Here is a 14,061-nt window from a genome sequence, read left to right as displayed (position 1 = left end):
TCGCGGGCACACCGGACGACTCCGTGGTCCGGTGGGCCGACCACGAGATGATGCACGGGTGCGATCACGGCGTCGTCTGCAGGATTCGCAGGAGCTCGGAGTGGCGGGCCAGTGCGGCGTCGACGAACTGGGGATGTGCCGCATACCAATCGAGGTGAGCGCGGTGCACGACGTCGCTGGACACGTCGGAACCGTCGACCGTCCAGTCTGGGCGAGCATCACCGGGGAGGCCGAGGGCGCGCAGTACCCGACGTTCGACGGGCGCTCGCACACCGCCGAGCAGTTCTCTCCCTGGATCACCCACAGTGCAGGCGGTGTCGAGGTGGTCCAGGATCCGCTGCGCGAGTGCAGTCAACACCACGTTGGTCGGATGGTTGATCGTATGAGTGGCACGGCTTCCCGCACTCTGGAACAGGTCGGACGCAGCGATATCGGTGTCGCGGCTCTCGCGTCGTCGTAGCTCGTCCAGGCTCGCCTGCGCGGCATCACGAAAGCCGGCGTCGGATACCGGGAGGTCCCAGTTCTCGCCGGACCGCACGCCACGCTCGAAGGCCACAATCGTCCGCAGATCGTGGTACGGAACGAGATCCGGAACGGCCGCTGGGTCGCTCGGATGTCGAACGATGATCTGAAAAGGATGCAGCGCAGCGTATCTCAGCACGGGCCAACGAAGTACCACGGCGTGCGGCGGGAGTGATCGTGTCAGATCGGGGACCCCGAGCGGCAAATGCCGATAGCCCTCCCGCACAGGTTGAGTCAGCAGTACCGAGGTCTGCCGGACCAATCGATCGACGTGCGGCAGATCGGCGGATTCGAGTTCGTGTACCGGCGGGATTCGTACCGTCCGAAACGGCATCGCCGCATCCGAGCTCAGCAGAATGCGCATCGCCTCGGCCTGGCAGTTACCCCAGATGAGCAACAGGGGGCGATCGTCGACGGGTGTACGTGGCGCGGCCTCGAGCCCCGATATTCCGTAGAAATCGCCGTAGTGGCGAGTACGCCCGTCCATGTCTGCCCCGACGTCGTGTGAGTGCGTGTGTTCGACCATTCTTCTGGTCAACGTAGCCCCGCCGAACCTGCGACGCCAACCGCGATTGAACTCGGTACGAAGTGGGTACAGACCCCATGCGCGTGTCGGGAACAGGCACGATTCGTCTGACCTGTACCCGAAGGAATTCATGATTCGTATTGCGTCCGTACCCTCCTCTCACGTGTACGTACAGCACGTGCAGCCGGTGCCCGACGGCTCCGGTAACTCGGTGGTGCTGTTGCCCGATCCGACGCCGGTTCGCGTCGATGTGCCGGGCCAGTGGTGGCCGCCTCGTCTCCTCGACGCCGGGTGGTTGGCCGAGCAACCCGATTCGAGCTTCGACGTTCTGCACGTGCACTTCGGCTTCGAGTCCTTCTCACCGGAAGACTTGACCCGCACGGTCGAGTACTTGAGGGCCCATCGCAAGCCCCTGGTGCTCACGGTCCACGACGCGCACAATCCCCACTTCGCGGACAACACCGGTCATCTGGAGCAGCTGGACGTGTTGATACGTGGTGCCGATGCCGTGATCACCCTCACCGAGGGAGCAGCTGCGTGGATAGCCGATCGGTGGAACGTGCATGCGACGGTGATCGAGCACCCACACGTGGTGCCTCTCGAGAGAATGAACGTCCCACGCCCGGTGTCGGACTCGTTCGTCATCGGAGTCCACGCCAAGAACCTGCGAGCGAACATCGACCCGCTTGCGGTGATGGACGCCGTCGTCGAGGCGGCTCGATCGCTACCGGCTGCGACGGTGCGGTTGGACATCGACGAGGACGTGTTCGACACGGCCGGCCACTGGTACGACCCGACCGTCGGCGCGAAGTTGCTGGACTACAACAGTTTCCCCGACGTCGATGTGCGGGTGCACGCCCGATTCGACGACGAGCAACTGTGGGACTACCTGTCTTCGATCGACGTCTCGGTGTTGCCGTATCGGTTCGGAACACATTCGGGTTGGCTCGAGGCATGTCGGGATTTGGGAACGGCCGTCGTCGCGTCCGATTGCGGCTTCTATGCCGACCAAGCGCCGATTCACAGTTTCGTCATGAACACCGACTCGTTCGATCCCGCCACGTTGGTGGCAGCCGTGCAGGCGGCCCACGCCGATCGGACCACAGCGCTCGACGCCGCAACCCGGGCCGAGCAGAGACAACGAATCGCAGCGACCCACGCTGGGATCTACGCAGCAGTGACAAAGGAGATGCGTTGAACGAGAAGCCACTTCGCATCGCGGTGCTGGCGTCATCGAGTTTTCCGGTGGCACAGCCTTTCGCGGGCGGTCTGGAGGCACACGTCTACAATCTGGTGCGGGCGCTGACCGAGCGTGGGCACCACGTCAGTCTGTTCGCCGCAGACGGATCGAGCGTCGATCTGGATGCCACGATGTTGCCGGTCCGAACGCTGGATCTGACACCGATTGCCCTCGCCGATCTCGCGGTCACCCCCACTGCGGTTCGCGAGCACCACGCATACCTCGCCGTGATGATGGAACTGGCCGGTGCGCTGTCGAACTCGTTCGACATCGTGCACAACCACAGCCTGCACTACCTGCCGTTGGCGATGTCCGCCACACTGCCGGTGCCGATGGTGACCACTCTGCACACGCCGCCGTTCGCGTGGCTGGAGTCGGCTGTTGCCCTGGCTCCGTTCGGTGCCAACACTTTTGCTGCTGTCAGTGCGTTCGCAGCCGAACAATGGGCCGACGTCGCGACCGGGACGATCGTCATCCGGAACGGGATCTCGCTGCAGGACTGGCCGTTCGGTGCGGGCGGCGACTATGTGGTGTGGTCCGGACGGTTGGTTCCCGAGAAGGGATTGCACCTGGCCATCGCCGCCGCGAAGCTCGCCGGCCGGTCGCTACGCATCGCCGGACCCATCAGCAACCTCGAATACTTCCACGGTGTCGTCGAACCCCTGCTCGACGATCGAGTCCGATACGTCGGGCACCTCGATCAGCCGGCCCTCGCCGCGCTGGTGGCCGGTGCCGAGGTCGCGCTGGTGTCGCCGGTGTGGTCCGAGCCGTACGGTCTGGTGGTCGCCGAAGCCCTGGCCTGCGGTACCCCGGTGGCAGCATTCGCCCGCGGAGGGATACCCGAGATCATCGACGCCTCGTCCGGAGTGTTGGTACCCGCCGACGACGTGGCCGGGCTCGCCGCCGCCATTCCCGCCGCGGCAGCGTTGAACAGGCACGACGCGCGGGCGCGCGCCGAGCAGGTGTGTTCGGTGGACCGGATGGTCGACGAGTACGAGGAGCTGTACCGATCGACCCTCGAGTCCGCATCGGCACCGGAGTCCGCCCACGGTCTCGCGATTGCATGATCGGCTACTACGCACACCACCACGGGGTAGGCCACGTCACTCGGTCCGACGCGATTGCGCGCCGCCTGGGTGAGCCGATCACGGTGCTGTCCTCGCGGGCGCGGCCTCCGGAACATGCTGCAGCGGAATGGATCGCACTCCCGCTGGATGTGAACGACACCGTGGGCGAGGCAGCCGCCGACGACATCTCGGCGGGGGGAGTGGTGCACTGGGCACCCCACGACGTCGACGGACTGACCGCACGGATGGCGATCATTGCCGACTGGGTTGCGCGTGAGCGACCGCGGGCAGTGGTCGTCGACGTGTCCGTGGAAGTGGCGATGTTTCTGCGGCTGATGGGTGTCCGGGTGATCGTCATGGCGATTCCGGGACACCGGGCCGATCCCGTCCACGCGATGGCCTACCGCGCGGCGACGCACATTCTCGCACCGTGGTCACGCAGTGTGTACGACCCGGCATGGTTGCATCCGTACGCCGCAAAGACGACGTACTCGGGCTCGATCAGCCGGTTCGCCGGACGAGCCCGAACGGAGGGCTCGAACACTGCGGCCACCGAAGGCCCGGTTGTCGTACTGGGCGCGGCGGGTGGCACCTCGTTGACCCGTGAACTGGTGGACTCGTGGTCCGCCGCGGACGACCGGTTCGACTTCCGCACACTCGGAGTGGCGGGCGGCGACTGGGTGGACGACGTGTGGCCGGTGCTGTGCTCAGCGGCCCTCGTGGTGACCAACGCCGGGCAGAACGCCGTGGCCGACGTCGCCGCGTCGGGCACACCGGCCATCGTGGTTCCGCAAGCCCGGCCGTTCGACGAGCAGGCTGCCACCGCGCACGCACTGGCGGCCGGATCCATCGCCGCGGTGCTCGACGAGTGGCCCTCGGTCGATCGGTGGCGACGCGCTGCCGACTGCGCCCTGGGCATCGGCGGACGGACATGGTCGCTGCTCGGTACCGACGGCGCACCCGATCGGGCGGCTCGCGCGATCGAGCAGGCTGCGTCCGGGACGGCTCGGCGATGAAAGTGGTTGTCGTGACCGTGGTCTCGGGTCGTCACGATCATCTCGCCGCGCAGATTCGCGGGTTGGCCGAGTCCACCGACCGGCCCGTCGAGCACATCGTGGTCGCCATGGGCGATGACGACATTGCAGACGTGGTCGCCCGATCCGGCTCTGCAGCAAAGGTTCTCGACATGGATGCACAGACCCCGCTGCCGGTGGCGCGAGCGCGTAACCTCGGGGCAGCCGCTGCCCTCGGTCGGGGTGCCGAGCTGGTGGTGTTCCTCGACGTGGATTGCATACCCGCCCCGGAGATGCTCGACAGGTATCGCCGCGCCGCACTGCGCCCCGACAGTCGGCGAACTCTGTTGTGCGGACCGGTGACCTACCTGAAACCCGACAGCGTCGGACTCGAAGGTGACGCTCTGATCCCGCTCACCGCGCCGCATCCGGCTCGACCGAATCCGCCCGCGGGCGCAGTGGAACCCGGACACGATTTCGACCTGTTCTGGTCGTTGTCCTTCGCCGTGCACGCCGACACGTGGACCGAGATCGGCGGCTTCTGCGAGGACTACACCGGGTACGGGGGCGAGGACACGGATTTCGCGGCCACGGCCCGCGCGTCGGGCATCGGGTTGCGGTGGGTGGGCGGCGCTCACGCGTACCACCAGTTCCATCCCGTGTCCGATCCTCCGGTGGAACATCTCGACGACATCGTCGTCAACGCTCGGATCTTCTTCCGCCGGTGGGGCCGGTGGCCGATGGTCGGATGGCTCGAAGCGTTCGCGTCGCTCGGATTGCTCGAGTACGGCGGCACCGAGATTCGCCGTTTCACCGCCGCTGTTCACGACACCGACGACGGTGTGAATTAGGCTGGCCGGACTTTCACGAAACGAGGTCCAGACGTGCCCGAACCATCCAGGCCCCTGCGTTCGCTCGGATTTCTGACCATCGGGCTCTTCGACGAGAACGCACCCGAGGCCGGCCACGAATCGACGCTGCGCATCATCGAACTCGGGGAGCGGCTGGGATTCGACAGTGCGTGGCTTCGTCATCGTCACCTGCAGTTCGGTATCTCGTCTCCCATCGCGGTCATGGCCGCCGCGTCGCAACGTACCGACCGCATCATGCTCGGCACTGCGGTGACGCCGTTGGGTTGGGAGAACCCGTTGCGTCTCGCCGAGGACCTGGCCACGGTGGATGTGCTGTCCGGTGGGCGCGTCAACGCGGGAATCAGTGTGGGACAACCGATGCACTTCGATCGCGTCGCACACTCGTTGTATCCCGACACCGCCGAGGACGAGGACTTCGGCTACGACCGAGTCTCGCGGCTGCTTCGGTTCGTAGCCGGTGAACCTGCGTCCACGTGGTCGGGGACCGAGGGAATCGAAGCGTATTCCGAACGAGTACAACCGTATTCGCGTGGTCTACGGGACCGAATGTGGTACGGCGGGGCCAGTCTCCGGTCTGCCCAGTGGGCAGGGGAGAACGCGATGAATCTTCTGGTGAGCAGTGTGGTGCGCGCCGAGGACTCGACGGATTTCGATGCGATCCAGCGCGCGCACATCGCGCGGTTCCGCGAGGCTCACCCGGCCGGGGCCGACGCGCGGGTCTCCCAGGGGCTGGTGGTCATCCCCACCGACAGTGCTTCCGCCGCGCAGAAGCGCAAGTACGAGGACTACGTTCACGCGCGTACTGCACGGACCGGAGCACCGCAGGGGCCGGCTCGGATGATGTTCGCACCGGACCTCGTGGGTACCTCGGACGAGATCGCGGAGCAGTTGTACGCCAATCGATCTTTTCGCGAGGTCGACGAGGTGGCGTTCGCGCTGCCGTTCAGCTTCGACCACGAGGACTACGTGCAGATCCTGACCGACACGGCGCAGAAGCTCGGCCCGGCGCTGGGGTGGACCCCAGCACAGAACTGACCCGGACTTCCGCCGAGGGCGATCGGCCCGATCGGCCGATCGCCCTGGTGGAACAGAGGTACCGGTGTCCTACTGGCCCGTGATGGGCGAGTTGTAGGCACACGGGATCGACTTCGCGGGGAAGCCCTTCGGATCCAGTGCGTTCTTGACGATGCCGATCGCGCGCGGTGAGACGGAGATCGACAGGTGGTCCGACAGGTCGATGCCGCAGCCGTCCTGCAGGGTGACATTGTTGACGGTGGCACCGGGGCCTGCGGTGAGGAACGTCGTCTTGTACGGGGTGACGACCTCGTCGTACTTGGTGCCGATCACGGTGTACTTGATGCCGGGGTCGGTGTCACCGCCGACGGCCAGTCCCTTGACGAGTGGCGAGTCGATCACCTGGTCCGAAGCTGCCGGCCCGGCGATGGCACCGACGACTCCCAGGACGTTGAGTCCCAGGTTGTTGATGGTGCGCCCCAGAGTTCCGATGCCGACGAGGGTGGTGCCGTGATTCGATCCGGCGACGCTGACGACCGTGTTCACTTTGTTCTTGGTCGGGTCGGTCGGATTGGCACCGCCCTCGAAACGGAGGTACTGACGGGTGACGAGCCCACCCTGGGAGTGGCCGACGATGTCGACCTGCGCAGAGCCCGTGGCCGTCCGCACAGCGTCGACGTAGGTGGCGATCTCCTTCGCGTTGGACGCGACCGATGCGGTACCGCGAAGCGACGGGAGATTGCCGACGACACTGGAGTCCCCGTCTCCGTAGTTGAGCGCGAAGATGCAGTAGCCCTCCTTCTTCAGGGCAGGCGACATGCGCGCGAAGTTGTTGTACGCGTTCTCCCAGGTGCCGTGCAGGAGGACGACCGGGCGGGGGTGCGCGGCGGTGGGCTTGCAGTTCCAATCGTTGGCACCTTGGGGTGCGACGTTGGGGTTGACGATGCTGTAGAGGAATCCGGCCAGGAAGTTCTTCTGATCGGGCCCGTATCCGGTGGTCTCGGTCCGTGGGTCGTACGTCGCGGTGGCGGGGGCAGCCGAATCGATGCTCGGTGCCGTGATGCCCTGATCCGAGGCCTTCGGGTATGCGCCGGTCGGCCCCGGCGGAACAACGGTGTTGCCCTGCACGGTTGCGGGCGGTGCCGGTACCGGGACGGGTGCCGGCTGAGCATGTGCTGCGAAACCGGAACCGAGGGCAACGGAGCATGCCATTGCAGCAATCATCGCAGCGCGGACTGTCGTGGCCTTCCTCGTTGCACGGAAGGTGGACCGAGAAGTGGTCATGGAGCCTGACTTTCGACGAGGGTCAAGTGGACAAGTCGGAACTGTAGGCCCGGATTTCGGCCCGGAACGTGCGCCGCATCACGTTTGGAAACCGCCCGCACGTGACCGTTCATTCGTGATGGGGCGTCACAAATGACAACGAACCGGACGCTAATGCGGATTTGTTGCTGGGTTCACGGTCCAAAACAATCCCCAGGTTTTATTTGTGCACTATGGTTCGAGTGTCTTCACCCCGGCCGACGGTTCGGCCGGGGAAGGACGGTTCGATACCGAGGCAGGGGCGTTGTGGGCAGACATCGGCCGCCTGAAGGACATGACCTGACGCGGGTTTCGAGTACGAGGGGTGGGGTTCGGTGACTGCAACAGACAGTGTGGACACGGCGCAGGAGGAGTACGCAGGTGGTCGACGTGCATCGGACCGCTTGCGGACGCCCCGGGAGACTGCCGCGCGAATGCTGAACCGGTATTTCGTCGATCCGGAGGACGTACCGCCGCCGCGCGACTGTGCACGGGGCGAACTCGACGACATGGCGACCACCTGCAGCGAACTGGCTGCAGGGGTCCTCGATTCCGGTCGACTACCGGTCGCGGGGGCCATGGACACCTTCCGGGACGCCGCAACGCGGTGGGCCCGCGACGGAGTGCCACTCGGCCGAATTCAGCACGCGATCAACGAGGGCTGCGCGCTGGGTCTACGGGCTGCCGAGTCAGCGGTGAACCGGGAGGCAGGCGCGGCGGGTGATGACCGGACGATCCTGATCATGGAGCTTCTGAACGTGGTCACCGAGGCGGTGTCCGACGCTTATCTCACCGAGTTTCGCACGTTGGCGCAGAACGGTCCACGGCACGACGTCGAATTGCTCGACGCTCTGTTGACCGGCGACGGCACTGCCCGCAGGATCGCCGATCGGATGGGTGCGCTGCTCGCCGAGGAGTATCACGTCGTGGCCCTGCACTTTCCGGCGCATGCCGACGAAGGGGGCAGGCGCGGCGATGCGGCGACGATGGCCGCACGGAAGCTGCGGAGAATTCACGCGGCCCTGGCAGCGCACAACGGAGACATCGCCCCCATCGCATCCATCAGTGCGACGGGCGGAACGGTACTGCTGCCCGACGTTCCGGGTGCCGACGTCGACGAACTGGTCGAGCGGCTTGCCGACGCCGGCCAGGTCGCAGTGACGGCGACGACCGGGTCGGCAGCGATCGACGACATCTCGGTGACGGCGCCGCACCTGTACGAGCTCTTGAGCCTGGTCCGCAGGCTGCACTACACGCCGGGCACCTACCGCATCTCGGATCTGGTGTTCGAGTACCAGGTGAGCAGGCCCGGACTCGGTCGAAAGCACCTCGTGACTCTGATCGATCCGCTACGTGACTCGGTCGACCTTCTTCCGACTCTGCAAGCCTTCGTGGACTCCGATTCCAACAGGAAGAAGACAGCCACGTGGCTGACGGTGCATCCCAACACCGTCGACTACCGCCTCAAGCGGGTGGATCAACTCACCGGTCTCGATCCGATGAAACCGTCGGGGTTGCGGCGACTGCACGCAGCACTGATCGCCGATCGCCTCGAGGCACGCCGAACCCCGGTGGACGAGCGATCACTGTGACTGTCTCGGACGGCGCGGTGCTGGCAGCGTCCGCGGCGCTCGAGTCGGTGGATTCGGTGGCGGCGCTGTTTCAGCCGGTCGTCGAACTGTCGACCGGACATGTCGTCGGCTACGAGGCCCTCGCTCGGTGGCCGTCGCCGAGCAGCGCACTTCCCGAGGACGTCTTTGCTCTGGCCCGTGAACGGGGACTCGTCGGCCGAGTGGATGTGGCCTGCCGCGCGGCAGCTCTGCGCGCGGCGAGGGAACGTGCCTACTCCCGCAGGGTGCGGTTCTTCCTCAACATCGAACCGGGTTGCTTCCGTGACGAGCAGGACGTCGACATGCACCTCGACGCCATCGGCGACGATCTCGACGTGGTCCTCGAGATCACCGAGCGTGATCTGGATCGGAACGTTCCGTTGCTGATGGCCCTCGTCCGCGGCGCGCGCGCACGCGGGATGGGGGTGGCCATGGACGACGTCGGAGCGACACCGGCAACCCTGGATCTACTGGCGCTGGTGGCACCGGACATCGTCAAGCTCGACGCGTCGATCGTGCGAGCTCCGCTGCGGTCCCGACCGGCGATGCGACAGGTTCGCGCCTACGTTCGGTCGAGCAATGCGATCGTGCTGGCGGAAGGCATCGAGACGCGTCGACATCTGCGGCGCGCGAGAGCACTCGGAGCCAGCTTGGGGCAGGGATGGATGTTCGGGCGGCCACTGCCGCTGCCGAATCCGACAGAAGGCCTGTGACAGAGAAGAACCCCGCACCCGAGCCGTGAAGGCTGGGTGCGGGGTTCTGCTGCACCGATGGATCAGTGCGTGAACTTGTCCTTGATGTTGCCGGCTGCGTCCGAGACGTCGTCGCCGACCTGCTTGGTCTTGCCCGACGCCTGGTCCTTTGCGCCTTCGGCAGCAAGGTCGTCGTTGTCGGTCTTGTGGCCGATCTTTTCCTTGGCTTCGCCCACGAGCTCTTCTGCCTTGTGCTTTGCCTTGTCGATGAAATCAGCCATGTGAACTCCTCGAAATAGATTGTGCTGCTCGTGCATGGGAGCTATACCCGAGATCGCGGTCGGTAATCATCGGACTCCCGGCCGTGTTGCCGGCACGGGATGCGGGTACGTGCCGTTCATGACTGCACAGACGAACGACCCACATTCGCATGAGACGCCGGCACCGGAGCACCGCCGCCCCGACGGAGTGGACGACGATACCGTGGCAGCCACGGGCAAACTGTCCGAGGCACTCGAATACGTCGAGCGCGCTCGCGGCCACCTGTACTCGTTCCATCAGCTGATGGGACACGCGGATCTGCTGCTCGGGGAGGCCTCCGACGCGTTGTCGGACGCCGGGCACGACGCGTTGGCACAGCGACTCGAGACCGACATGATCGGCCGCAACATCGCTCAGGGGCGGTGGACGTTCCAGCTCGTCGAAGAGTTCGACGACGGGTATTGGACGGTACTTCGTGATCACGAGCGGGCGGTCCGGAACGAGCTGCTCGACGGACGTCGGCACGTCTTCGAGGCCGAGATGAAAGAACAGCGACGAACGCACGGTCGCAGCGGCCACGAGGCGCGTCCGACGGAGTGATCTGGCTCTGTCACAACGAAAAGCACCGGCCTCGCCGTGATCGGCGAGACCGGTGCTTCGGGTAGAAATGTTTGTCAGCCGGCTTGCTTCGCAGCGTCGACTTCGCTGGTCGCGCTTGCGGTGGAGAGCTGACCACCGGAGTTCTCCAGGTGCGCGCGGACGAACCAGTGGAACAGTTCGAGCTGGGCGCTCTGGCCGATGAGCATGTCCTCGGTGATCGGATCGATCTCGCCGACCTCTTCGATGTTCTTACGGGTGGTCTCGATGACCCCGGTGTACACCAGATCGAGAGCGCCGAGGTGCTCGATCGCCGTCGCCCGGCCGATCGAGTAATCGTCCCAGGAACGTTCCTTGACGATGGTGCCCGGCGTTCCCTTCGCAGAGGAGCCGAGGGTCGCGATGCGCTCGGCGACCTCGTCGGCGAAGCCGCGCACGGCCTCGACCTGAGGATCGAGCATTTCGTGGACAGAGATGAAGTTCGGTCCGACCACATTCCAGTGAATGTGCTTGAGCGTGAGATGGAGGTCGTTGTAGGCGTTCAGGCGATCCTGCAGGATCGCTGCGACGCGCGCGCCCACGTCCGACGAGAGTCCGGGAACGGTGTACGAGTTCTTGTCAGCCATGACGACGGTTTGCCCCATCACGGCGAAGTACAAACATGCCCCGCCGGATCGATTCCGGCGGGGCATGTGTCGTGCGGAACTACTTGTCGAGTCGAGGCGAATCGGTACCCGACGTACCCGTCGACGAGGTGCCGGCGGTGGAGGTTCCGTCCGTCGGATCGACGATCGGACTGTCGGCTGCGGCCCTGTCGACCGCGTCGGCGCTGTCTTCCTCCGGGGGATTCTTCAGGCTCAGGATGATCGAGCCTGCCAGGACCACGACGATGACCACCAGGCTGACGAAGGACGGGATCTCGGGGATCGACGTGCTGATCACCTTGTGCCCGGCCTGCAGGATCAGCTTGAGGCCGATGAAGGCGAGGATGATCGCCAGTCCCTTGGACAGGTAGTGGAACTTCTCGAGCAACCCTGCGAGCAGGAAGTACAGGGCACGAAGGCCCAGGATCGCGAACGCGTTCGAGGAATACACGATGAACGGGTCGTCGGTCACTGCCAGAACGGCAGGAACACTGTCGACCGCGAAGACCAGGTCGGCGGCCTCGATCGCCACCACGACGGCGAGCAGTGGCGTGGCCACCCGCTTGCCTGCTTCCTTGACGAAGAACTTGGTACCGGAGTACTCGTCCTGAACGGGGACGATCTTCTTGAGCAAGCGCACTGCAATGGAGGTGCCGGGGTCGTACGAGTCGTCCTCGTCCTTCATCAGCTTGTACGCGCTGTAGAGCAGGATGGCGGCGAAGACGAACAGAACCGCGGCGAACTTGCTGACGATGGCCACACCGGCGGCCAGGAAGATGGCACGGAAGACCAGGGCGCCGATGACACCGAAGAACAACACGCGGTGCTGGTACTCACGGGGGACCTTGAAGTAGCCGAAGATCAGCGCGAAGACGAAGAGGTTGTCGACCGACAGACTCTTCTCCAGCAACCATGCCGTCGTGTACTCAACTCCGGCCGTTGTTCCCAGCGTGAAGAACACCACGATGCCGAAGATGATGGCGACGCCTACCCACAGTGCGCTCCACCACGCGGCCTCCTTGAAGCCGATGATGTGCGCGCCGCGGTGCGCAAGCAGGTCGATGGCCAGCAGGATCAGGACGACGGCACCGAATGCGGCCCACGCCCACCATGGGACGACGTTCATGAACGTCCACCCTTACCGGTGAACTTCGTGCCCAATTGCTTCAACTTCGCCTGATTCTCGGGCTTGGTTGCATATCGGCGCGCTCGGTCGATCATCTGTTTGCCCTGAGGGCTGCGAGCGAACGCGGTCAACTTCTGTGTCAACGACGACATCTGTCCTGCTCCTTACGTTCTCGTTCGATCGGTATGTGGGGCGGTTCGACCGCAACTACTCCAGTCTGACTGTTTGCTTTACTGCAGGCAGGGTTGTTTTGCGGACATGTTTCAGCAGACTTTCTTGCCGACTTCCGGCAATCTCGGCCTCAGGTGCGATTCAGGAGTGCAGGCCGGATCGCGGCCAGTCGAGCAACATCGCGCCGAGTACTGCCGTGTGCAGCGCAAATGCCTCGACGGGATTGCCCACATCTTGCCCGGTCAAATCTCTTATTCGCGACAATCTGTACGTGACCGCGCGCACTGACAGATGCATCCGGCGTGCGGTGGACGCCGAGTTCGCGCCGGTCTCGAAGTACACCTGCAATGTTTCCAGCAGTGGGCCTGCTCCGCCCCGAGCGCTCGTCAACGGGGTCAGCAACGTCTCGACCAGATCGGCGATCGCGGCGCGATCACTGATCAGAACGCGATAGACGAGCAGATCACGGGCGTCGACGACGGGTGTGTCGAGCCCCAGCGACGACGCGAGGTCGAGCGCGTCCAGAGCGTCTCGGTACGACGCCGCCACGCCGACTGCGCCGCTGCGTGGGCGACCGACTCCGAGCTGTATCCGTCCGTATTCGCCGCGACGGCGCAGGTCGACCGTATCGCTCGGGCCGGCTGCAGACGCACCGAGGACTCGTCCCACACGGGTGAGCACGTGGTCGACGGCCTCGCGATCGGGTGCCGGAAACACCACGATCAGCCGACCCTGCTTGGTGGCGACGAGGAGATCGGCGTCCCCTTTGCTGCCCTGCACGCTGCGTTCGACCAGCCCGATGGCCGACGTCGCGTCGGTGAACGGAGTCGTGGACGTGACCACGGCGACTGCGTGCGGACTCGACAGATCCAGCCCGAACGTCTGCGCACGTCCCAGGACACCGGCGACATCGGCCGTTCCGGAGAGCAGATCGTCCACGAACTCGCGGCGTGCCAATACCTCCACGCGAACCAGGGTCCGCCGGGCGAGCTGAAAGCCTTCGGCGAGTTCGGCCGCGGCGTCGTCGACGGCTCGAAGCATGACCTCGCCCGCGGTGACGACCCCGGCCGGGTCTGCTGCGGCGGCCTGCACGGCGGGCAACTCGCGCCACAATCGCCACGCCGCCGACAGGTAGAGGTCGAGCAACGCGCGCAGAGCCACACCCGCTCGGGCTGCTTCGTCGCCGTGTACGCGGCACTCCCGAAGTTGCTTGCGGGTGAGCGGAACACCTGCGTCCACCGCATCGGTCACGACGTCGAGAAAGTTCCCCAGGAACGCGACGTCCAGGCCGCCTGCGTCCGAGGCCGCTTGCGCGGCCACCGCGTCGAGCGGTGTCGCGTCCGGCTGTGTGGCCATGTGTTCGAGGGTCTCCCATCCGAGTCGAGGTCAATGGTAGGCGGCGCT

General features: G+C 65.3%; 15 protein-coding genes. 8 read left to right on the top strand and 7 right to left on the bottom strand.

The window, feature by feature from the left end; all coding sequences use genetic code 11:
- Positions 1-64 precede the first annotated feature (64 nt).
- Entirely contained in the window at positions 65-1,048 is a 984-nt protein-coding gene (locus CH281_RS07385) for a WcbI family polysaccharide biosynthesis putative acetyltransferase (protein WP_094693612.1), read from the bottom strand.
- A 163-nt stretch (positions 1,049-1,211) separates the two neighbouring features.
- Here CH281_RS07385 and CH281_RS07380 point away from each other — a divergent pair, with 163 nt between their 5' ends.
- Genes CH281_RS07380 through CH281_RS07360 form a run of 5 tightly spaced genes read left to right on the top strand, consistent with a single transcriptional unit; the run spans position 1,212 to position 6,275 of the window.
- Positions 1,212-2,246, top strand: a complete 1,035-nt coding sequence (locus CH281_RS07380) for a glycosyltransferase family 1 protein (RefSeq protein WP_228139179.1) — start codon at positions 1,212-1,214, stop codon at positions 2,244-2,246.
- Positions 2,243-3,355: a glycosyltransferase gene (locus tag CH281_RS07375; RefSeq protein ID WP_027496215.1), complete on the top strand. Its 1,113-nt coding sequence runs from the start codon at positions 2,243-2,245 to the stop codon at positions 3,353-3,355. Before CH281_RS07380 ends, CH281_RS07375 begins: the two co-directional genes overlap by 4 nt.
- The gene (locus CH281_RS07370; protein ID WP_027496216.1) at positions 3,352-4,371 is read left to right on the top strand and encodes a glycosyltransferase; all 1,020 of its coding nucleotides are present in this window, start codon (positions 3,352-3,354) and stop codon (positions 4,369-4,371) included. Before CH281_RS07375 ends, CH281_RS07370 begins: the two co-directional genes overlap by 4 nt.
- Positions 4,368-5,219 (top strand): glycosyltransferase family 2 protein, encoded by an 852-nt coding sequence (locus CH281_RS07365; protein ID WP_094693610.1) that lies wholly within the window; start codon positions 4,368-4,370, stop codon positions 5,217-5,219. The genes CH281_RS07370 and CH281_RS07365 overlap by 4 nt, the downstream gene beginning before the upstream one ends.
- A 33-nt stretch (positions 5,220-5,252) precedes the next feature.
- The gene (locus CH281_RS07360) at positions 5,253-6,275 is read left to right on the top strand and encodes an LLM class flavin-dependent oxidoreductase (protein WP_032383516.1); all 1,023 of its coding nucleotides are present in this window, start codon (positions 5,253-5,255) and stop codon (positions 6,273-6,275) included.
- Positions 6,276-6,344: 69 nt separating this feature from the next.
- On the opposite strand, the gene CH281_RS07355 is transcribed toward CH281_RS07360, so the two are convergent.
- Positions 6,345-7,538, bottom strand: a complete 1,194-nt coding sequence (locus CH281_RS07355) for an esterase/lipase family protein (protein WP_094693608.1) — start codon at positions 7,536-7,538, stop codon at positions 6,345-6,347.
- Positions 7,539-7,891: 353 nt separating this feature from the next.
- On the opposite strand from CH281_RS07355, the gene CH281_RS07350 reads away from it, so the two are divergent.
- Both CH281_RS07350 and CH281_RS07345 read left to right on the top strand, forming a co-directional pair.
- A complete protein-coding gene (locus CH281_RS07350) occupies positions 7,892-9,148 on the top strand; it encodes a PucR family transcriptional regulator (protein ID WP_143544771.1) in 1,257 nt (418 codons plus the stop codon).
- Positions 9,145-9,879, top strand: coding sequence for an EAL domain-containing protein (locus CH281_RS07345; RefSeq protein WP_230074240.1), 735 nt, complete (start codon positions 9,145-9,147; stop codon positions 9,877-9,879). The genes CH281_RS07350 and CH281_RS07345 overlap by 4 nt, the downstream gene beginning before the upstream one ends.
- A 62-nt stretch (positions 9,880-9,941) precedes the next feature.
- On the opposite strand, the gene CH281_RS07340 is transcribed toward CH281_RS07345, so the two are convergent.
- Complete coding sequence (locus CH281_RS07340) at positions 9,942-10,139, bottom strand: CsbD family protein (RefSeq protein WP_094693624.1); 198 nt, start codon at positions 10,137-10,139, stop codon at positions 9,942-9,944.
- 118 nt (positions 10,140-10,257) lie between these two features.
- Here CH281_RS07340 and CH281_RS07335 point away from each other — a divergent pair, with 118 nt between their 5' ends.
- Positions 10,258-10,719 carry a hypothetical protein gene (locus CH281_RS07335; protein WP_027496221.1) on the top strand — a complete coding sequence of 154 codons (462 nt, stop codon included), beginning with the start codon at positions 10,258-10,260 and terminating at the stop codon, positions 10,717-10,719.
- A 74-nt stretch (positions 10,720-10,793) separates the two neighbouring features.
- Here CH281_RS07335 and CH281_RS07330 read toward each other — a convergent pair whose 3' ends face one another.
- The 4 genes from CH281_RS07330 to CH281_RS07320 form a co-directional block, all read right to left on the bottom strand.
- Positions 10,794-11,342: a Dps family protein gene (locus CH281_RS07330; protein WP_027496222.1), complete on the bottom strand. Its 549-nt coding sequence runs from the start codon at positions 11,340-11,342 to the stop codon at positions 10,794-10,796.
- A 79-nt stretch (positions 11,343-11,421) separates the two neighbouring features.
- The gene (locus tag CH281_RS07325) at positions 11,422-12,486 is read right to left on the bottom strand and encodes a TerC family protein (protein ID WP_094693604.1); all 1,065 of its coding nucleotides are present in this window, start codon (positions 12,484-12,486) and stop codon (positions 11,422-11,424) included.
- The gene (locus tag CH281_RS26775; RefSeq protein WP_167326732.1) at positions 12,483-12,638 is read right to left on the bottom strand and encodes a hypothetical protein; all 156 of its coding nucleotides are present in this window, start codon (positions 12,636-12,638) and stop codon (positions 12,483-12,485) included. The genes CH281_RS07325 and CH281_RS26775 overlap by 4 nt, the downstream gene beginning before the upstream one ends.
- A 160-nt stretch (positions 12,639-12,798) precedes the next feature.
- Entirely contained in the window at positions 12,799-14,013 is a 1,215-nt protein-coding gene (locus CH281_RS07320; protein ID WP_032366258.1) for a PucR family transcriptional regulator, read from the bottom strand.
- Positions 14,014-14,061: the final 48 nt, after the last annotated feature.

It is taken from the genome of Rhodococcus sp. 06-221-2, from assembly GCF_002258365.1.
GTDB classification, from domain to species: domain Bacteria; phylum Actinomycetota; class Actinomycetes; order Mycobacteriales; family Mycobacteriaceae; genus Rhodococcoides; species Rhodococcoides fascians.
This window is presented reverse-complemented; position numbering and strand designations above follow the sequence as displayed.

Excerpts from the sequence above, each read along its gene's own strand:
- CH281_RS07385 (WP_094693612.1), bottom strand. The coding sequence starts at position 1,048 with ATGGTCGAACACACGCACTCACACGACGTCGGGGCAGACATGGACGGG.
- CH281_RS07370 (WP_027496216.1), top strand. The coding sequence starts at position 3,352 with ATGATCGGCTACTACGCACACCACCACGGGGTAGGCCACGTCACTCGG.
- CH281_RS07365 (WP_094693610.1), top strand. The coding sequence starts at position 4,368 with ATGAAAGTGGTTGTCGTGACCGTGGTCTCGGGTCGTCACGATCATCTC.
- CH281_RS07355 (WP_094693608.1), bottom strand. The coding sequence starts at position 7,538 with ATGACCACTTCTCGGTCCACCTTCCGTGCAACGAGGAAGGCCACGACA.
- CH281_RS07340 (WP_094693624.1), bottom strand. The coding sequence starts at position 10,139 with ATGGCTGATTTCATCGACAAGGCAAAGCACAAGGCAGAAGAGCTCGTG.
- CH281_RS07335 (WP_027496221.1), top strand. The coding sequence starts at position 10,258 with ATGACTGCACAGACGAACGACCCACATTCGCATGAGACGCCGGCACCG.
- CH281_RS07330 (WP_027496222.1), bottom strand. The coding sequence starts at position 11,342 with ATGGCTGACAAGAACTCGTACACCGTTCCCGGACTCTCGTCGGACGTG.
- CH281_RS07325 (WP_094693604.1), bottom strand. The coding sequence starts at position 12,486 with ATGAACGTCGTCCCATGGTGGGCGTGGGCCGCATTCGGTGCCGTCGTC.
- CH281_RS26775 (WP_167326732.1), bottom strand. The coding sequence starts at position 12,638 with ATGTCGTCGTTGACACAGAAGTTGACCGCGTTCGCTCGCAGCCCTCAG.
- CH281_RS07320 (WP_032366258.1), bottom strand. The coding sequence starts at position 14,013 with ATGGCCACACAGCCGGACGCGACACCGCTCGACGCGGTGGCCGCGCAA.